Raw genomic sequence first — 20,605 nt, 5'->3', positions numbered from 1 at the left:
GTTAGCGCGATCGAACGATCAAAACTTCGATCGCGGCATGATTTTTGATCAATACAAAGCTGTTTTAGGCGCTATTTTGAACAATATGCCTTTGCGATCTGATCAACTAATTTAGGTCCTTGATAAATAAAACCTGAGTATATCTGCACCATAGTTGAGCCTGCATCAAACTTAGCTATCGCATCTGCGGCACTATTGATCCCACCAACACCAATGATCGGGATCTTACCTTGCAAACAGATCGCTAATTGTTTGATCACTTGAGTCGATAAATCAGTCAAAGGCTTACCGCTTAAACCGCCCATTTCTTCGGCATGTTTTAAACCAGTAACAGTATCTCGGCTTAATGTTGTATTAGTCGCAATCACACCATCAAACTGATTACTCAGTAACGAATCCGCAATCGCTTTAATCTCGTCTGAACTTAAATCAGGCGCAATCTTGAGCGCAACCGGGACATATTTGCCGTGTTTAGCGGTTAATTCTGTTTGTTTCGCTTTAATTGAACTGAGTAAGTCGTCAAGTAACTCACCGTATTGCATTGAACGTAAACCTGGGGTGTTTGGTGAAGAGATATTCACCGCAATATAACTGGCGTATGGGTACACTTTATCCATGCAGATCAAGTAGTCATCCTTACCCTGCTCTACTGGAGTATCTTTGTTTTTACCTATATTCACACCAACCATAATGTCAGACTTTTTGGCCATTAAATTACGAACCAGATTATCCACACCTTTATTGTTAAAACCCATCCGATTAATAATCCCTTTAGCAGGTTTTAATCGAAACAATCTTGGTTGATCGTTACCCGGTTGCGGGCGTGGTGTTACGGTTCCGACTTCAACATGGCCAAACCCCATCGCATGAAAAGCATCAATTGACTCGCCGTCTTTATCTAATCCCGCTGCTAAGCCAACAGGATTAGGAAACGTCAGACCCATACAGGTTACAGGAGCGGATTTAACCTGTTGACGATAGAAACAGTTTAATGGGTTATTTCCGGTAATTTTCAAGCTACCAATCGCTAGATTATGAGCTAACTCAGGGTCCATCTGAAACATTACTTTCTGTGCAAGTTTGTAAAACATGTTTTCTCCTAGACCTAAAAAAAGCCCCAGCAATCGCCAGGGCTTATTCACATTATAAAAACTACTTCTGACCTACGCAATGTAAAATCAGTAAGTTCAGTTCTCGTAAGGCGACTGAGAACTTCGCAAATTCATGGGTTTGAGAAACCTTGAAATCCGCTAGCATGTGATACCATCTTTCGAGTAAAGGCTTATTTTGTTCAATCCACTGATTAATCACACTATCTGCATCACAAGTCTCGGTACAAGTACGTAATACAGCAGAACTTAATGCACGTTGCTGCCAATCAAGTTCTTCTCTGAATGCTGCACGGGCAAGTGCTTGCCAATGGTTAGCAACAGGTTGAGCACTGATTTGTTCTAAGAACCAATGTAACTCAACTTTGGCACCGAGTTTAAAGTAAGTTTCAGATACCAGTTCAACTGACTTGTTCTCGATTTGAGCAATTTGTGCAATGTCTAACGCTGAGAATAATGTACTCATTTTAGCCACAACTTGTGCAACAGCTTGAGGAACATTTTCGGTGGTTAGCGCAGCAATCTCAGCAGAAATTACTTTCACTTCAGCATCGATCATGTATTGGTCAACATTGGCTTTAAGCTGTTCAAACACTGGCTTAAAGAACGCAATAGTTTGGTCAATATCATGAGCACGATTACGATGGCGGATAAACCAACGACACGCGCGACGCATACTGCGACGTAATTGATGCAACATTTCACCCTGCACCACTGCAGGGATGACGCCACTTAAATCAGTAATTGAAGTGGTTAAGTCATCAAGGCCAAAGATTTCTCGGGCCATAGTGTAACAAATGGCGGCTTCAGCAACTGTTGCACCGGTCTCATCTTGCATACGTTGTACAAAATTAAAGCCCATATCATTAACTAATTCATTGGCCAATGATGTAGCAATAATTTCACCGCGAAGAGGATGAGCGGTCATTTTACTAGCATATTTTGCTTGAAGCTTTTTAGGGAAATAAGCCACTAGCAATTTACTTAAAAATGCATCTTCAGTGATTTCAGGGGTCACTAATTGCTCTTTCAATACCATTTTAGCGTACGCAACTAATACCGATATTTCAGGGCGAGTTAACGCTCGTCCATTGGCTAACCGTTCAGCTAAATCGTCATCAGTAGGTAAAAACTCAAGCGCGCGATCAAGCTTGCCGTCTTTTTCAAGATATTGAATAAAACGAATCTGCTCTTTCAACTGCGACACGCCATCGACTTGAGTCACAGAGATAGTACGAGTCTGATCTTTACAGTCTTGAATGACAATCTCGCTAACTTGGTCTGTCATGTCTTCAAGTAGACGGTTACGTTGTTTAACCGTTAACTCGCCTTCTGCCACCAAGGTATTCAAGAAAATTTTAATGTTAACTTCGTTGTCTGAGCAATCAACACCACCAACGTTATCAACAAAGTCGGTGTTCATACGGCCACCATTAGCGCAGTATTCAATACGGCCTAATTGGGTACAACCTAAGTTACCGCCTTCACCAATAATTTTGGCGCGAATTTCTTTACCGTTAACGCGTAAAGTGTCATTAGCACGATCGCCAACTTCAGCATGAGATTCTTTGCTCGACTTAACATAAGTCCCGATACCACCATTCCAAATCAAGTCTACTGGCATTTTCAGTAGTTCTTTCATCAGTTCGGTTGGGTTCATGGTGTCTTTATCAGTCGCTAACATCTGCTTAATTTCTGGGGTCAATTTAATTGACTTGGCAGAGCGTAAGAAGATCCCGCCGCCTTTAGAAATCAGTTTCGCGTTATAATCTTCCCAGCTTGAGCGTGGCAAGACAAACAAACGCTGACGTTCAGCATAGCTTTCGGCAATTTTTGGCGTTGGGTCGATAAAGATATGCATATGGTTAAATGCAGCAACCAATTGAGTTTGCTCAGATAACAACATACCGTTACCAAATACATCACCCGCCATATCACCAATCGCCACACAGCTAAATGGAGTGGTTTGGCAATCTACACCAATTTCACGGAAATGGCGTTTAACCGATTCCCAAGCACCACGTGCGGTAATCCCCATTTTCTTGTGGTCATAACCATTACTACCACCAGAGGCAAACGCATCGCCTAACCAGAAGTTGTATTCGATCGCAATTGCGTTAGCGATATCTGAGAAAGTCGCGGTGCCTTTGTCGGCTGCAACCACTAAATAAGGATCGTCTTCATCATGACGGACAACATCTGCAGGCGGAACAACTTCACCGTTAATTATATTGTCAGAAATGTCTAATAATGCGCGAATAAAGATACGGTAACACTCTTGCCCTTCGGTGAATAAAGCCTCACGACCACCCTCTGTTGGCAGTTGCTTACACACAAATCCACCTTTTGCACCTACAGGCACAATCACGGTGTTTTTAACTTGTTGTGCTTTTACTAAGCCTAACACTTCAGTACGGAAATCTTCACGACGATCTGACCAGCGTAAACCACCACGAGCCACTTTACCGCCACGTAGATGGACACCTTCAACACGAGGTGAATACACAAAGATCTCAAACTTAGGCATCGGCTTAGGCATTTCTGGAATTAAGCTCGGTGCAAATTTAAACGAGATATAATCCTTTGATTTGCCGCCAATCGCAGTTTGATAGAAGTTAGTACGCAACGTGGCATTAATTAAATCTAAATAACGTCGAATAATTCGGTCATCATCTAAACTTGAAACGTCATCAAGCTGAATATTCACTTGCTCGAGGAATTTACTCAAGGTGCGTGTCTTTAGCTTAGGATTGAACTTACGAATGAACATCTTAACCAATAAATCCGCAAGTTTTGGATAGCGGCTAAAGGTTTCTTCAATGTAAGACTGACTGAATGTAGCGTCAATTTGGCGCATGTACTTAGCATATGCACGTAAAATAGACACTTCACGGCCACTTAAGCCCGTTGAAAGTACCATACGGTTGAAGCCATCGTCTTCTAACTTCTTTTGCCACACTTGTAATAAGGCTGTTTGGAAACGATCTTGACTATCAGCAAGGTTTTCTGTCGCTGCGCCTTGCACTGTCATTAAGAAGTCTAAGATCCAGAACGTAGCACCATCATTAGTTTTCACTTCATATGGGCGTTCGTTGATCACACGTAAACCAAAGTTTTCTAGCATTGGTAATACGTCAGACAAGTGAATTGGCTCATCTTTATGGAACAATTTTAAACGCACTTTATTGTCGTTTAATGCTGTTTCTTGTGGCTGATAAAATAACATGCCTAACTTATGTTCATCATCCAATGCTTCTAGATGCTGCATATCAACTACAGCTGAGCTTGGAAGAACATCATCTTTATAGCTAGGTGGGAAAGCATTTAAATAACGTTTTGTCAGTCCTGTACCAGCTTGTTCACCGACAGTATTATTTAACGCTGTGTGCAATTTATCATCCCACGAACGAGCGGCTTCGATAAGATTTTTTTCAATAGCGGCCACATCAACATCCATATTGTTATTATCAACTTTGATAATATAATGAGTTCGAGCCAGAGTAGACTCAGAAAAATACGTTGTGAACTCAACATCTTCATTGCTCTTGAAGTGTTGCGCTAGAATGCGTTGAGTATCTTGGCGTAACTTAGTGTTATAACGGTCTTTAGACACATACACTAAACACGATAAGAAGCGGCCATAGCCATCTTTACGAACAAACAACTTTAACTTATCGCGATCTTGCATTTCCAATATGCCATAAGCGATATTAGACAGCTCATGGTCTTTAGCTTGGATTAGCTCATCACGAGGTAAGTTTTCAAGGATGTTCATTAACGCTTTATAGTCATGAGAGCGCGGCGCTAGACCTGAGTTATCAAGAATGCGCTGAACTTTTTCACCCAACAATGGGATCTCGCGTGGACTACGGTTATAAAGATTAGAAGCATATAAACCGATGAAGCGATCTTCACCAATTACGTTGCCTTTTTTGTCAAAGCGTTTAACGCCAATATAATCTACGTAAGCTGGACGATGCACACGGCTTTTGGCAGAGCTTTTGGTCAGAACAAGTAAGCTTTCATCTAATGCCTCTTTGCGGGCAGAATCAGATAAACTTGAAAGTAACAAACCGCGCTCACTGTGTGAGGTTTTTGAACGGTTCATTAGTCCTAAGCTAGATTCAATATTAGGGACAAGCTCAACATCACCTTCAACGCGTTTTAAATCATAATAGCGATAACCGAGCAAAGTGAAATGGTGGTTGTTCAAGTAGTTTAAGAAATCAACAGACTCTTGAAGTTCCGCTTTTTCACCAGGAAATGGCCGTGAAGGTAACTGTTTAATGGTATCGGTTAATGTGTCTGACATTAATTGCCAATCATTGACCGATGCTGATACATCCGCTAAGACAGATTGAATCTCTTTCTCAATCGCCTTGATGTCGGCATCACTATTTTGCTTGTCAATTTCGACTAAGAAAACCGCAACATTATTGCTGCCTTCTGTAGCTTCATTAACAAATGACACATCAGTGACATTGTTGTTAGCAGCACGCACGACCGCTAATGGCGTATGCAACATCACATGAGCGGTAATGCCCATTCGATTTAACGCCATTGAGAGCGAGTCAACCAAAAAAGGCATATCAAGTTGAATAATCTCAATAATGCTGTGAGTTGACTGCCAGCCATGTTTTGCTTGGCTAGGATTAAACACTCGGATGTGAGTTTCGTCCTGCGCGGTTTTATTCAGCGCATTCCAAAGGCTCAATACGGCACCATATAAATCACTGTCATTACGAGCATTGAGATCGTCTTTTGACATATGGGCGTAGAGGCAATTAGCAAATTGCTCAACTTGTTTGGCTTGAGAATGAGGGATTTTTGTGTGAATTAAATTGACTACATTTTCCAGTAGTACTGAAGGCATTGCATCTTTCAAGGCCATGTTGCAGATTCCTTAAGCGTCTATGGCAGCGCTCTTATCATTATATGGATGCTTCGGCTTGTTGATTCTGTAGGTCCGAGTCATTTTGTGTGTATCACGTAAATAACTGTTTTTAGTTTAACAAAAGAAACTCATAATTGAGATCTGATGCAAAGTTTATTACTAAATTGCTGCTATATCGAGGAAAATTTTAGTGGTACATCCTCTATAAATCCACTCGACAGCATAGATTGGTACTTAAAATGACATTTAAGTCGTTTGCATAGAGTAACTATGCAAAACAAAAAAGGGAGCTAAGCTCCCTTTTTTGTTTAATTGCATGTTTTAGTTACTTTTTTCTCCAAAACATAGCTGAAAGTGCGGGAAGAATAATAATTGCCCCCAACATATTCACTAAAAACATGAAAGTCAGCAAAATTCCCATATCCATTTGGAATTTCAGGTCGGAGAAGAACCAAGTACTCACTCCAATCGCTAAAGTTAGCCCGGTAAATATCACCGCACTGCCACGCTCAACCAATGCTTCGAAATACGCTTGTTGCACAGGCATGCCATTACTGAGCTTGTTGGACATGGTCGATAAGATATAAATCCCGTAATCAACACCAATACCCACCCCTAAGGCGATAACAGGTAAGGTACTGACTGCTAGACCAATATCGAGCAAAGTCATTAAGGCTTGTGCTAACGTCGATACCACATAAAGTGGGATAATCACTGCTATCGTTGCCTTGAGTGACTTAAAGCTAATTAAACATAAGACAAACACTGCACCGTAAACGTACAACATCATTGGCAGCTGAGCTTCACTTACAGCTTCATTGGTTGCAGCCATAACGCCAACCGGACCCGAAGCTAGCTTAAATTGTAACGTGTCGGAGTTAAGCTCAGCAGCAACAGCTTTAACTTTATCAACAACCACCTCAATGGTTTCTGCTTTATGGTCTTTTAAGAACAAGTAAACCGGCATAACAGAACAGTTGCTATTTAATAAACCCGATGTGGTTGGAACTTGACCCACGGCTTGAACTAGACTGGCTGTGGTGCGCGGTAAAATCTCCCACTTAGGGTTACCTTCGTTAAAACCGGCATTCACTTTTTTGGCAATCGATGCCAAACTCGCGGTTGACTCAACCCCAGGTGTATTAGCCATCATCCACTCAAACTGATCTATCTGCGATAACACAGAATGATATGTACAAGCTTCAGGAGTGGCTTCTACAATCACAGACATAACGTCGGTTGTTATAGAGAAATGTTTGGTAATGAAGAAAGTATCTTGGTTATAGCGAGAGTCCTGATGCAGCGCTGGCGCCCCACCCTGTAAATCACCAATTTGCATTTTTGACGCTTGCTGAAAACCAACGGCATAAAGGATTGCTGTTGAAATCAATACCACTACAGCATATTTCGGAGTGGCAAACTTAGACAGCCAACGCCAAATATTTTCTATTTGTTGACGTTTCTGTGGGTTATCTTGCTTAGTTGGCAATTCGAAATATGAAATCACTAAAGGAAGCAAAATAAGATTAGTGAGAATAATCACTGCAACACCTAATGATGCAGAAATTGCCAGCTCTCGAATAATACCAATATCAATCGAAAGTAAGGTTAAAAAACCCACTGTATCAGATAGTAACGCAACGCCGCCCGGCACTAACAAGCTGCGAAAAGCCGATGCAGATGCCGCTTTCGTCGTCTGGCCATCTAGCACGCGACGACGCACAGCATTGATCATCTGTACCCCGTGACTGACACCAATGGCAAATACCAAAAATGGCACCAAAATCGACATTGGGTCTAAGCCAAATCCGATAACCGTCAATAAGCCTAATTGCCAAAATACCGCAACCAAACTACACATCAATGGTAAAATAGTCAGCACTATCGATTTTGAAAATAGATACACCATCACTGCAGTAATGGCTATGGCGATTAAGAAAAACAACAGTACGCCTTTGGCGCCTTCTGCTACATCACCAGCCATTTTAGCAAAGCCAATGATATGAATTTTAATCTTATCGGTTTCAAACTTACCGCGAAGCTCTTGCTCAAGTTGATTGGCAAATGCAATTGTATCAATGGCTTCACCCGTTTGCGGATCAAACTCCATCAATTGGGCCGATACCATGGCAGAAGTATAATCATTACCGATAAGACGACCTACGATGCCAGCCTTTTCGATATTATCTCGTACCACTTTAAGGCCATACTCATCGTTGCTGAAATCAGCAGGGATAACTGGGCCGCCAGCAAAACCATCTTCAACGACTTCGGTAAAACGCGTTGAAGGCGAAAAAAGTGACTTAACCTGTGAACGCTCTACCCCAGGAATAAAGAATAATTGATCGTGGACATTTTTCAGTGCATCAAAAAATTCCGGATTAAATATATTGCCGCTCGTATCTTCAACTGCAACCATAATGCTGTTGGCACCACCAAAGTCTTTCTGATGCTTGGTATAGGTTTGCATATAAGAGTGATTAAGAGGAATATTTTTACTGAAAGCCGCATCCATTTTTAGTTGGCTGGCTTGGTAACCTAAAAAAATAGTAATAAAAATAAATGAAATTATGACCCATTTTCGATTACGAAATAAATGAGATTCAAATCCATTGACCAGTTTTTCTAACATCTTTTCGGCCTTATTATTGTTGTTTTAATTGTCCAATTTAACCAAAAGGTTAATCAAGCTGAAACAGTCCCTTAGAACCGGCAAACCATAATTGGCCTTTACTGTCTTTAGCAATAGCCACAATGTTTTCACCTTGACGCCTAGCAACAATAGTTGCTCTACCATCATCAACTGATAATACAATTCCAGCATTACCAACTAGGTATAGGTCATTATTAGATGTAACAAGTGCACCATTGATTGATGATTGGACCGGTAGTTCTACTTCTTCCCATGCAGATAAACTTAAATCTGACTTAAATACATGACCACGAAGTCCCATTACATAAACATCATCACCAACCGAAATGGCATTGAACATCGAGCCATCATAGTCAAAATTGGTTTTAGTAAATGTATGGCCATTATCATCAGATACCGCCACCATACCAAGCTCACCGACCAATAATAAGCGTTTATCTTCAAGACGAATCAAACGGTTAAAGTGAGGTAATAAAGACGCACGCTCCGATAAATACAAGGCTTCATCTTCTGCTTTAAGGTCATTTAAATAAGCAACATCATCTTCAAAGAGCAATTCTTGGTGAAACTCATCTTGCCAAGTTTTACCGCCATCAGCGGTGCGATAAAATAATCCATACGCCCCAACCGCAATACCATCTTCAGGAGTGTAGAAGCGTACATCTAAAAATGGCTTCTCAATTTCAGCTGATTGCATCTGCACTGACCAGGTCTCACCACCATCTTGTGTGTGAATAATCGTGGCATCATGACCGACAGCCCAACCTTGTTTGTCATCGAAAAAAAACACTTTGGTTAACTGGGACAAAACGGGAGTGGCGACTTGATGCCATTGATTATTTTCCAATATCAACACATTGCCACGTTGACCGACGGCAACAAGTTTGTCGCCCGCATTGGCAATATCAAGTAATAAAGAGGATTGAGCTAAGGGTTGAATTTGAACTGAAAGCGGATCGAGTTGGGCATCTACTGAAGCAGTATATAAACATGCACTAATCCCAATCGCCACAATACTGCGAAGCATGCTAAACGTCATACAAACTTCCTTTAAAATTTATAGGGGCGCTAGGCGCCCCATTTTATTATGGCTATTAACGAATACCGGCACGTCTTAATGCGTCTGGTGTGAAGTTAGCTTCAGAAAGTGATGCATCAAAATTATACATACGACCTTCGTTATCTAAACCCATCGCTAAATAACGGCGTGATTGAAGGTCATGGAATACTTCTAAGGTACTCCACAACGTAGGCACTTCGTAGTAATTGATAAGATGAGCAACACCAACACGATAAAGCTCGTCGCGGTTGTCATATATATCCGTTACTGCCACTTGCCATGAATCTTCATCAATATAAAACACGCGAGTTTTATAAGTATGACGCATGCCCTCTTTTAATGTTGCCTTCACTTCCCATACACGATGTTTTTCATAGCGAACAAATTCAGGGTTGATATGACCCGGTTTTAAAATTTGGTCATACTTAAGTTTGTCTGAATGTAATCGATAGTCGTTGTACGGAATATAAATTTCTTTTTTGCCTACGAGTTCCCAGTTATAACGCATTGGAGAACCGTTAAACATATCGAAATCATCGGTTGTTCTTAGACCATCAGAAACAGTACCTGGAGTATCAAACGCGACGTTAGGTGCTTTACGAACGCGACGTTGCCCTGTGTTATAGGTCCAAGCTTGACGTGGAAGCGCCTCTTGGTCCATGGTTTCTTTAACCAGCAATGCAGTACCGGCTAATCGTGCTGGTTGAGTCACAACTTGCTTAAAGTAAAACAAGGTGTTGGTTTCTTTAAGTTTCTCTAAAGTCACTTCAGGACGCGAATATTCGAAACGAATTTCCTCAGAGTTTTCAACTAGAGTATAAGAACCATTCGCCATAGGTGCAGCTTGGCTACGATACGTTTCGACATCTACACCGCGAAAACGCAGGATATGATTCCAAATGACTTCTAGGCCATTAGCAGGAATAGGAAACGGAACGCCAATTGTGGCCCCTTTAATACCATTACCATCAGAAATTAACTCAGCACCAACAGCATTGACTTTAGTTGCATCATAAACATATTGAGGCACAGCCGCTGTACGGCGAGTCTGATAAACATTCATTTTGTAAGTATCTGGATAGACTTCAAATAGTTTGTTTTGACCCGGAGTTAAAAACTCAGCATATTGGGCTTTATTTGCATTGGTTATGGTAAATAAGCTTTTGTCATCTGGGAACGGATCTGGATGATGCATACCCTTGGTGTAACCAGCGATAGGCTTGGTGATACCACCAGTCCAAGCAGGAATTGAACCATCTGCATTTGCCGCTTTTTCTGCACCTTGAGGGGTTAATGTTGTACCCAATTTATCTGCATCAGCTTGTGATACTTTCGCCAGCGCAGCAGGTGCACTTAGTGCGATCATCACTGCTGCCGATAATATCGTCAGTTTCTTCATTATAATTATCCTTTTAGATCGAATACTTGACGTTGAAAGAAATATAATCTCTGTCTGTCATCGCATTTGTTGTTCCTACACCACCAAAGAAGCTGTTGTAAGAAATATCTGCGCCCCAGCGACTTTGATAATCAAAATTGACACCCAAAGCAACAGACTTTCTGCCTTCAGTGAACAGGAACATTGGATCAGGCGTAATGCCATCAACGTCATGAGAGAAAATTACTCTTGGATACATGTTCACACCAGCAAACACGTTGTTAAAGTCAGCTTTGGCCACTAAACGATAACCCCAAGCAAAATCAGTCGGGAATGGATTGGTTTCTGGACCATTATGTAATGCTTCAATAATGCCAGGCATATCTGGATTGCCACCAGAACGCGCAGTACCTGGACCATTTAAGCGTAATTCGTCAAAACCAGGCATGTCATGGATCCACACACCACCCACTTCAGCAAGCATAGTTAAGTTGTCTAAACCAAGTGTTGGACCAAATAGGTGAGTAAATGTCATCTGTGCTTGAGTCGTATCGGTAAGTATATACCCATCAACTGTTTCGCCAGGCGCCACATTATCCATTTGTGAAATACCATCTAAGTCAGGACGAATGCCTGCATTTGCTAGCTGTTGAGGCATAGCTAAGAAAAGTAATTCAACATCATCAATTTGTAATGGCTCATCTACACGGTGAGAAATTTCACCGGCAACAGATGTATCACCCACTAAAGTGTTAAAACTGAAGCCATATAACTGAATGTCTTCAGGATAAACAATTTGCGACTTGGTAAAGGTTTCCATGCTCAGCAATAAATCACGGTCAATCACGCCACCGCTTTGTGCTAAACGACCATAATCACGACCAATGGCCTCTGTGGTGAAATTAGACGCTGTTCCACTGATAAGTGGGCGACGACTATGGTAATTCATGTAATAAAAACCAAACTCAGTTTCGCCAAGTTCTGGAGAGTAATATCCTAACTTAACACCAAATTGGCCATCATTACTTGGGTCTGCAGCATCCTGAACTAAGGCAGCTTTAGTTGAATACGCTGTCATATAAGCGGCATAAGCAGAATTAAATCCACTGGCTGCGGCAGCTTCGTATAGACGTGTGTATTCAGAAATAAGGAAATCTTGGTTCATATCTGGATTAGAGTTGAAACCTAACTGCGCATTCTGGTTGTATCCGCCAAAACCCGCAAAATCATTGGTCGCAAAGTTTGAACCGGGCGTTGGTACCCAAATAGGCTGCCAATCATATTGATAAAAAGCTTCTAGGTTTAAGTTTTCAGATAACCCTAACGATGCCCAAACCATCCCTTGTGGACGGAATGCTTCTTTAAGTTCAGCACCTGGCGCATTGAGAATGTTTAAGTCAACAGCATTGATTTCAGCAATACCATGAGAAATTAGGGTACTTTCCCCCCAAGAAACCACTTGATTACCGACACGAACGCTTAATGGATTCGCGCCGTCGTTTAAATCCCAGTTGGCATAGACAAATGCATCCAATAAGCGAATGTCTTTACATTGCACTTCTGATGCTTTGCTGTCTGCACAAGGATCGAACTCTTTACCGGTTAATGGGTCATTAAATCCATAGTCACCATCATTGAGTTTGCGATCATAAAAATACATACCACGTAAAAACAAACCGTAGTTTTCATACTTAAGTGATAACTCATGAAGACCTTTAACGATCTCTGAAGTCGTATCACCTTTTGCATACAATAAGTTACTTAAGTCATTGTTGCTTGAATATGAGCCAGGCTGAGCCCAAATTTCGGCTGACGTATATTTGGTTGAACCAAATGCGCCACCAAATGCTGAGTAACCTGACCAATCAAATTGTGGCTGATTCACCTTACCAATTTGACCACTCCAGTCTCTATCTGACACACGCCAACTGGCACCTGCGGTCCAAGTAGAGTCAAACGTACCTCGTACATCACCCCATTGAAAAGAAGCAGCTGAGGCTGAAGTGCTCATTCCCAAACATAATGCCGACACCACCCCCAAAGCGAGAGCCGACTTGTTAAATCTTTTTTTAACAATATTCATTTTAGTTCATCTCCGTAACCTGTTGGATTAGTTGTTATAGGAATTTAACCAACATCTTGTTAGCCCACAGGCAACACCATTGTTACAGCATTTAACTATATTGAGCAAGGTCAAAAAAAAGAAAATGTTTAAGAAAATTAACGATGTCGGGGTAAAAATGGCTAAATAAAACCTGCCTATATTTGAATTAACACAGGCGATAAAAATACAATCATTTAACCACTAACGAAAAAAGTTTATTTTCATGTACTTATAAATGTTAACAGCTTGCTACTTCACACATGATTAATCAATCAAACGTTTGAAGTAAATGCTCTATAATTTATTAAGGGATTTGAAATTCCCGTCAGGGCAAAGGACTAATTTAAACTCGCCATGGATGCCATTAGGGGTTAAATAAGGTCTAAAATACTTACCATTGATGTGCAATACACGACCTTTGTGGTCCCTTACTTGCACTTTTTCTGCAACCCCTTGGTAATATGGCAAAAAAGCTTCATAACTTACGTTAAGAGAAAAAAATAACTCCATAAATCACTCCATAAAAAGGAGAGCAAGCTCTCCTTTTTAACACACTAAACAGACTGATTAATCCTACTGGATAAATAGTAATTTAAGACTTTATTCAGCTAATGATTTAGTCACTTTCTCATATAAATCGTTCGACAAATCTGGTAATGATTTTAACTCGACCAAACACTGTTTCATTAATTGCTGACGTTCTTGGTCAAATTTAGCAAACTGAATTAATGGGGTAATCATTCGCGAAGCAACTTGTGGATTAGATTTATTCAATTTAACTAAAATTTTAGTTAAATAACGGTAACCTTCTCCATCAGCACGATGAAATTGGTAAGTGTTTGCCGCAGCAAAAGCTCCAATCAATGACCGAATGCGATTAGGATTAGAGAAACTAAAGCTGCTATGTTTAGTAAGTGTCTTAATCTGTTCAATCACATCGTCACTGTTAACTAAAGCTTGTAAAGTAAGCCACTTATCCATTACTAGTGGGGTTGATTTCCATGTGGACTCAAAGTCACTTAATAGCATAGGCAAACACGCTAACTTTGCCATCGCGGCCGCTTTCAAAGCACCTAAACTGTCGGTCATATTTCTGGCTGAATAGTATTGTTTTTCAACTAACGATTCATGGGTATCGGAGACTTGGCATAATAATGACAAGGCAATATTTTTAAATGCTCTGGCAGCTGGATTATCGATTAATATCAGCGCTCGATAACACACTAACAGCTCATCTTCGCAAGCAGAGGCGAGTTCTTCAACAACAAATTCTCTGGCTTTTGCCAATGCATCTAAATCAACATGATCTACCTGCTCAATAAGTGCTGAAGCACTCGGGATAGACAAAATTTCAGCGACTAAAGCTTGATCAAGATTAGCATCTAAAATAACACCTCTAAAGGCTTCTATCACCCTGGTGTCAATCATCATCACTTGTTGCTGTTGTAATTGTGCAACGTTATCCCAGATGGTTTGACTGATTAATTGCACCGATGCTTCCCAGCGTGCAACTTCACTCGATGCATGGCGCATAAGATGAACAAGCTGGTCAATGCTAAAATCGTAAACGAGTTTCACCGGTGCAGAAAAATCTTGAAGCAAGGAGGCTGTAGGCGCACTGTCCAGTCCATCAAACACAAATGTTTGGCTGGCTTGTGTCACATCAAGTACTTTATTGACAATGGACTGTCCCGCTCGGTCCAATAACTCCACACTAAAAGGTATATGCAGTGTTTGGCCCTTTACACCTTGTGATACCACCTGCTGAGTAACAGTTAAATGATATTCGCCCTTGTCTGCATCGAAATGATCTTTGACCGTGACGACTGGTGTACCCGCTTGGCTGTACCAACGACGGAATAAGGTTAAGTCTTTACCGCTGGCATCTTGCATGGCATTAACAAAATCATCGCAAGTTACAGCTTGACCATCATGACGTTCGAAATAGCACTTCATCCCCGCTTGAAAACCGGCCTCACCTAGAATAGTGTGCATCATGCGGATCACTTCAGCACCCTTGTTATAAACCGTCACTGTGTAGAAATTGTTCATTTCAATCACACTTTCAGGACGAATAGGATGAGACATAGGACCGGTGTCTTCAGCAAACTGTTGATTTTTCATCACGCGAATGGCTTGGATACGATTAACAGCGCGAGACCCCACATCAGAACTAAATTCTTGATCGCGAAAAACGGTTAAGCCTTCTTTTAAACTCAGTTGAAACCAATCACGACAGGTTACTCGGTTACCCGTCCAGTTGTGAAAGTACTCATGACCAACAACTGACTCAATGCCGTGATAATCTTCGTCAGTAGCACTGGCTTTATCAGCAAGAACGTATTTAGTATTAAACACATTCAAACCTTTATTTTCCATCGCTCCCATATTGAAAAAATCAACTGCCACAATCATATAGATGTCGAGATCGTACTCAAGACCAAAACGGGTTTCATCCCATTTCATCGATTTTTTCAATGACGCCATCGCGTGATCGGCTTTATGTAAATTACCTTTATCAACAAAAACTTGCAGTGTCACCTCTCGACCAGACTGAGTGGTATAGCTGTCATTAAGCAAATCAAAGTCACCAGCGACAACTGCAAATAAGTAACTTGGTTTTGGAAATGGATCATGCCACTTAACAAAGTGACGTCCAGAACGTGGCATCTCGCCTTTATCAATTAAATTACCGTTACTTAACAAAAAAGGAAAAGCATGTTTATCGGCTTCAATACGTACGGTATAAATAGCCAAAACATCGGGTCTGTCTAAAAAGTAAGTAATGCGACGAAATCCTTCGGCTTCACATTGCGTGCAATAAGCACCATCAGACATGTAAAGACCTTCAAGACTCGAATTTGCCTCAGGGTCAAGTAAAGTAACCACCTCTAATTCAAACTCATTTAGCTCAGTGGTGATCGTTAATTGGCTTTCGTGTTGACGATAGTTTGCCGTTGTACCATTAAGCTTGACTGAGCTCAGAGAGAGTTGTTCACCATCAAGCACTAAATCATGCTGATGTTGGCCATTACGGATCACCTTACTAACAGCCGTTACTTTGGTATTCTTGCCATCAAGAATAACGTTTAAATCTACATGAGAAATGGTAAATGCAGGCTTAGTATAATCTTTGAGGTGTTTCTCTTGCGCTTGGTTCATACAGGATCCTTTTCAATGGTACTCATGCCAATATGATTAAACTTGTGTGGGAACGTTATCGAATTGGTATTGTTTTTATTTCACTTCAGCCGTGGTTAAGTGATTGGATAAATGGGATAAAATATCAATATGCTGCCTATTCCACCTCAAAAAGGTCATTTTACTAACAAGCCGAATCGACCGCAGTTAACCTACTGCAAGTCGACACAACGCAGTTAGAGATGCGAAGGACTGTTTGCAACCGTTTATATCCAGAGCTGAGGTTGTTATTATTAAGAAAAAACGCGCCTAAGCGCGTTTGTTAACTGTCACACAAAATCACTTTGAGTTTGTTTTTGCCAATTTCTCTGCATCCGCCATATCAAGCGTGATATAAGCCGTTTCATCTAAAAAGGCATCCGGTAACTTACTGTCATCGGTCTTTTCTATATCATCTAGTGACTTAACAATTGCTAAACCATCGTGCTCTCTTCGGGCATTTTCTCGATCGAGTGCACGCTTGTCATCATCTTCACGAGAAGCAAGACGTTCACTTTCAACAAGCGAGATGGTTTTGTCATTGTGATGCTTTTTGAATTCAGCTATATCTTGATAAATATAACTAAACTCTTCGTCATTGCTGATCCGCGCTTGATGTTTAACATCAAGAGAACTTATCAACATAGGTGTAATATTGCCTAATGTAGTGTATTGAGCAGCAGGAACTTTATCCCACGGAAGCGCATTTTTCTCTTCCGATTCACCATATTCACCCGCTTCTAAAGCAGTAGGCAAGCGCACATCTGGGGTAACACCCTTACGTTGTGTGCTGCCACCATTGATACGGTAAAACTTGGCAATGGTATACTGAACATGACCAATTGGTTTTTCATACATGTCATAAATTCGACCTAAACTTTTATGCTGCTGAACCGTGCCTTTACCATAAGTCGATTCACCCACAATCAAAGCGCGATCATAGTCTTGTAAAGCCGCAGCAAAAATCTCTGATGCAGATGCACTGTAACGATCTACCATCACAGTCAGTGGACCACTGTATGCACTAATACCATCATTATCACGATTTTGATTAATACCACCATTGGCGTCACGAATTTGCACAACAGGCCCTTGATCAATAAACAATCCGGTCAATAATGTGGCTTCAGTTAACGCCCCACCACCATTACCACGAAGGTCAATAATAATGCCTTCAACATTGTCTTTTTCAAGTTTAGCGATTTCTTTAGCCACGTCTTGCGACAGATTCATGTAAAATCCAGGGATTTGAATCACACCGACTTTACGATTGGCGTACTGACCTTCTTTAGGTTCAATTACTTTTGAGGTAGCTGCGCGATCTTCTAAACGAATTTTGTCACGGGTAATGACCACTTCAAAAGGTTTAGCATTTGCGCCACCTTTTTTGGGTAAAATTTGTAATACAACTTCGCTACCCTTTGGACCTTTGATCAAATCAACCACATCATCTAAACGCCAGCCAATAACATCAACAATGCCACCGTCTTTTTGACCAACACCAACAATTTTATCTTCTGGCGATAATTTATCACTGTTGGCAGCAGGGCCTCCTGCCACTAAACTTTTGATAACAGTGTAATCATCATCCATTTGCAACACAGCACCAATGCCCTCTAAGCTTAGGTTCATTTCCATTTGGAAACGTTCAGCATTACGTGGAGATAAGTAACTGGTGTGAGGTTCAACGCTGCGAGCAAACGCATTCATTACGGTTTGAAATACGTCTTCGCTTTGGGTTTGGCTTAAACGTTTAATGGCATTGTTGTAACGTTTCTCGAGCACTTCAACAATTTCAGGCCATTTTTTACCAGTCAACTTGAGATTTAATGCATCATACTTAACCCGCTGACGCCAAAGCTCATTAACTTCAGCTTCATCTTTTGGCCATTGTGCATCTTTGCGATCAAATTCATAAGCATCGCCTGCTTGGGTAAAGTCAAACTCTTTATCGAGCAAAGATAAAGCATAAGCAAAACGTTCGTAGCGACGTTGTTGCACAACTTCATACATAGCAAAGGCGGGGCTAATATCGCCAGACTCGACCATATTATCAAACTGTTCTTTATACTGACTAAAGCTCGCAATATCTGCCGCAGTTAGTACATTTCGACGATAATCAAGCTGCTCAAGAAAGCGGGAATATATTTGTTCAGAAAATGCATTATCAAGATTAAAGCGATGATAATGCGAGCGAGTGAACAATGTTGTCACTCGCTTGCTAGCCACTTTATGTTGTGGCTCTTGTGCTAGTTTAGGTAACTCGCTGATTTGAATCGTTGGTGAAATTGCCCATGCCGAAAAGCCGACAAATAAACTGGCAATTGACGCGGCCAAGGTAAGTTTTCGCATCAACAAGTACTCCTTAAATTTCTATAATAGTATGTGCTCTGCACGTACTTTGATGGACAAGCCAGAATCTAACTGAACATGCACATCTTCTTTATTAATATCAGTCACAACACCTGGTACTGGGGTAGCACCTAACTTAACATTAACGCGTTGTTTTTGTTTTAAATCTTCAAGCTTAGCTGGCACAAGTTGAATCACAGGAGCAACGACTGGCGCTGGACGTTCTTTTTTGACAGCTGGAGCGCGTTTAGGTGCCACTTTCTTAGCCGGCTTTTTGGGTGCTAAAGCTTGACGTTTTGCTTTGGCTTTATCTTGGCTCTCTTTGAGCGTCAAAATAGCATGGTCAATATGCTCTTGCTCTAATTCAGCACATTCATTACCGTCAAGATCAATACGTTTAGCGCCCGCTTTAACGCCTTTCAAATAGCGCCAGCTGCTGGTGTAACGACGAAGCGCTACACGTAGTTGTGTTTTACTGACTTTAGAATCATCAGCTAACCGTTCAGCCAAATCTTGAAACAGACCAATTTTTAATGGCTTAGTTTCACCTTCTGCAATAAAGCATAAAGGAAAGGTTTCATATAAATACGCTAAAATTGCGTTGGTGTCGGTCAACTTGTCTGTTGATTCCATTTTTACTTCCACGTTAATAAAGGGACTGATTATGCGGCAGAAATTTGCCATGCAGTCGTTCATCTTTCGTTAAACCTTACCGTTAAGGCTCAACGTACAAAATATCACTATCCGCCAGTTTGCTAAAGTCATTGAAACAAACCTTAACAATTTAACCAAACTTACTCTCAGCTTAATCATCGCTCATCAGTAAATCCAGCACAAATGCGTTTAGCGGCATATTATAAAGCCCGCGACAGCGAATGCGACCATGATTTAATCTATTTTGTTCGCTATTTAACCAAATAGGCAAGTTTCGAAACTTTTTACCATGTTTTCTAAGCCAATTTGATCATCTTGATCGAAACGATTGAGTAATGGACTGTCAATATCTAACACTGCCACCACTTCATTGCCCTGCCTTACAGGAATGACTATTTCGGAATTACTGGCAGAATCGCATGCTATATGACCATCAAATTGATGCACGTCGGCGATGCGTTGGGTGATATTTTCTGCAGCAGCGGTGCCACAAACACCTTTGCCCATATCAATTCGAGTGCACGCAACTTTACCTTGGAAAGGACCAAGGACGAGCTGTTCACCACGCTTGATGTAAAAACCAGCCCAGTTGAGATCCTCAAGGTTGTCATTTAACAACGCTGAAAAATTTGCCATTGCCGCAATCAAATCATCTTCGCCTTCAAGTAACGCTTGAGCTTGACGATTTAATGTTTGGTAAAATTCGGTTTTCATTTCCATTCCTTAAGCTGGTATCTACTTCAAAAGTTTGAAATACGGCTATTCTGCAGCGGTATTTTTAGCCGTAGTCTTTTTGGTTTTAACTGCAGGAGCGTTTTTAACCTGTACTACGCCTTTTAGCAAGTTAGAAAGCTCATCTTTATTGTTTGCGAGATAAAATGCCAACTGTTCGCACTTATTTTCATCGAGTCCAAGATCTGCCTTTATAAGAAAAGGCACTAGGTTATCGGAAATATCGAGCATCTTATCGTAGGCATCAGCCTCTTTTTTCGATATAAATGTCATCTTTTCCACCCCTTCTCTGACCACGACAAATTGGGTTATCACTGCCATGATGTAATCCTCACTGTTTTTATATACAGTGCATAGAATCTCACATAGTTAACTTATGATGCAAGTGTTCTGATTATTCTGATATTATCAAATACACATTAATGAGTTTCTTTTAACAAATGACACATTTATTTGCCAATATGAGGCAAAGTTGAGAGGTTTACCTCT

The 20,605-nt window shown here is 41.0% G+C and carries 12 protein-coding genes; all 12 read right to left on the bottom strand.

Annotation, left to right across the window (positions count from 1 at the left end):
• Positions 1-71 precede the first annotated feature (71 nt).
• The 12 genes from pyrD to H5123_RS04500 all read right to left on the bottom strand — a co-directional run bounded on the left by pyrD (position 72) and on the right by H5123_RS04500 (position 20,437).
• On the bottom strand, positions 72-1,091 hold the full coding sequence (gene pyrD / locus H5123_RS04555) for a quinone-dependent dihydroorotate dehydrogenase (protein ID WP_124015902.1): 1,020 nt from the start codon (positions 1,089-1,091) through the stop codon (positions 72-74).
• A gap of 61 nt (positions 1,092-1,152) precedes the next feature.
• Positions 1,153-6,000, bottom strand: a complete 4,848-nt coding sequence (locus H5123_RS04550) for an NAD-glutamate dehydrogenase (protein ID WP_182697160.1) — start codon at positions 5,998-6,000, stop codon at positions 1,153-1,155.
• 328 nt (positions 6,001-6,328) lie between these two features.
• Complete coding sequence (locus tag H5123_RS04545) at positions 6,329-8,635, bottom strand: RND family transporter (protein ID WP_182697159.1); 2,307 nt, start codon at positions 8,633-8,635, stop codon at positions 6,329-6,331.
• A gap of 49 nt (positions 8,636-8,684) precedes the next feature.
• Positions 8,685-9,695 carry a YCF48-related protein gene (locus H5123_RS04540; RefSeq protein ID WP_182697158.1) on the bottom strand — a complete coding sequence of 337 codons (1,011 nt, stop codon included), beginning with the start codon at positions 9,693-9,695 and terminating at the stop codon, positions 8,685-8,687.
• Positions 9,696-9,750: 55 nt separating this feature from the next.
• Positions 9,751-11,115: a DUF1329 domain-containing protein gene (locus H5123_RS04535; RefSeq protein ID WP_124015898.1), complete on the bottom strand. Its 1,365-nt coding sequence runs from the start codon at positions 11,113-11,115 to the stop codon at positions 9,751-9,753.
• A gap of 13 nt (positions 11,116-11,128) precedes the next feature.
• On the bottom strand, positions 11,129-13,177 hold the full coding sequence (locus H5123_RS04530) for a DUF1302 domain-containing protein (RefSeq protein ID WP_124015897.1): 2,049 nt from the start codon (positions 13,175-13,177) through the stop codon (positions 11,129-11,131).
• A gap of 315 nt (positions 13,178-13,492) precedes the next feature.
• Positions 13,493-13,708, bottom strand: a complete 216-nt coding sequence (locus H5123_RS04525; RefSeq protein WP_124015896.1) for a DUF2835 domain-containing protein — start codon at positions 13,706-13,708, stop codon at positions 13,493-13,495.
• A gap of 90 nt (positions 13,709-13,798) precedes the next feature.
• Positions 13,799-16,360, bottom strand: coding sequence for an aminopeptidase N (pepN, locus tag H5123_RS04520; protein WP_182697157.1), 2,562 nt, complete (start codon positions 16,358-16,360; stop codon positions 13,799-13,801).
• 318 nt (positions 16,361-16,678) lie between these two features.
• Entirely contained in the window at positions 16,679-18,730 is a 2,052-nt protein-coding gene (gene prc, locus H5123_RS04515; protein WP_165870072.1) for a carboxy terminal-processing peptidase, read from the bottom strand.
• Between the two features lie 21 nt (positions 18,731-18,751).
• Positions 18,752-19,363, bottom strand: coding sequence for an RNA chaperone ProQ (gene proQ, locus H5123_RS04510; RefSeq protein WP_124015893.1), 612 nt, complete (start codon positions 19,361-19,363; stop codon positions 18,752-18,754).
• Positions 19,364-19,639: 276 nt separating this feature from the next.
• Positions 19,640-20,098, bottom strand: a complete 459-nt coding sequence (locus H5123_RS04505; protein WP_124015892.1) for a GAF domain-containing protein — start codon at positions 20,096-20,098, stop codon at positions 19,640-19,642.
• Positions 20,099-20,143: 45 nt separating this feature from the next.
• A complete protein-coding gene (locus tag H5123_RS04500; RefSeq protein WP_124015891.1) occupies positions 20,144-20,437 on the bottom strand; it encodes a YebG family protein in 294 nt (97 codons plus the stop codon).
• Between the last annotated feature and the right edge of the window lie 168 nt (positions 20,438-20,605).

Source organism: Shewanella sp. SR43-4 (assembly GCF_014163845.1).
Taxonomy (GTDB): Bacteria; Pseudomonadota; Gammaproteobacteria; order Enterobacterales; family Shewanellaceae; genus Shewanella; species Shewanella vesiculosa.
This window is presented reverse-complemented; position numbering and strand designations above follow the sequence as displayed.

Bases quoted from the DNA above. Each gene is read 5' to 3' on its own strand.
- pyrD (WP_124015902.1), bottom strand. From the start codon at position 1,091: ATGTTTTACAAACTTGCACAGAAAGTAATGTTTCAGATGGACCCTGAG.
- H5123_RS04550 (WP_182697160.1), bottom strand. From the start codon at position 6,000: ATGGCCTTGAAAGATGCAATGCCTTCAGTACTACTGGAAAATGTAGTC.
- H5123_RS04535 (WP_124015898.1), bottom strand. From the start codon at position 11,115: ATGAAGAAACTGACGATATTATCGGCAGCAGTGATGATCGCACTAAGT.
- H5123_RS04505 (WP_124015892.1), bottom strand. From the start codon at position 20,098: ATGAAAACCGAATTTTACCAAACATTAAATCGTCAAGCTCAAGCGTTA.
- H5123_RS04530 (WP_124015897.1), bottom strand. From the start codon at position 13,177: ATGAATATTGTTAAAAAAAGATTTAACAAGTCGGCTCTCGCTTTGGGG.
- H5123_RS04540 (WP_182697158.1), bottom strand. From the start codon at position 9,695: ATGACGTTTAGCATGCTTCGCAGTATTGTGGCGATTGGGATTAGTGCA.
- proQ (WP_124015893.1), bottom strand. From the start codon at position 19,363: ATGGAATCAACAGACAAGTTGACCGACACCAACGCAATTTTAGCGTAT.
- H5123_RS04525 (WP_124015896.1), bottom strand. From the start codon at position 13,708: ATGGAGTTATTTTTTTCTCTTAACGTAAGTTATGAAGCTTTTTTGCCA.
- pepN (WP_182697157.1), bottom strand. From the start codon at position 16,360: ATGAACCAAGCGCAAGAGAAACACCTCAAAGATTATACTAAGCCTGCA.
- prc (WP_165870072.1), bottom strand. From the start codon at position 18,730: ATGCGAAAACTTACCTTGGCCGCGTCAATTGCCAGTTTATTTGTCGGC.
- H5123_RS04500 (WP_124015891.1), bottom strand. From the start codon at position 20,437: ATGGCAGTGATAACCCAATTTGTCGTGGTCAGAGAAGGGGTGGAAAAG.
- H5123_RS04545 (WP_182697159.1), bottom strand. From the start codon at position 8,635: ATGTTAGAAAAACTGGTCAATGGATTTGAATCTCATTTATTTCGTAAT.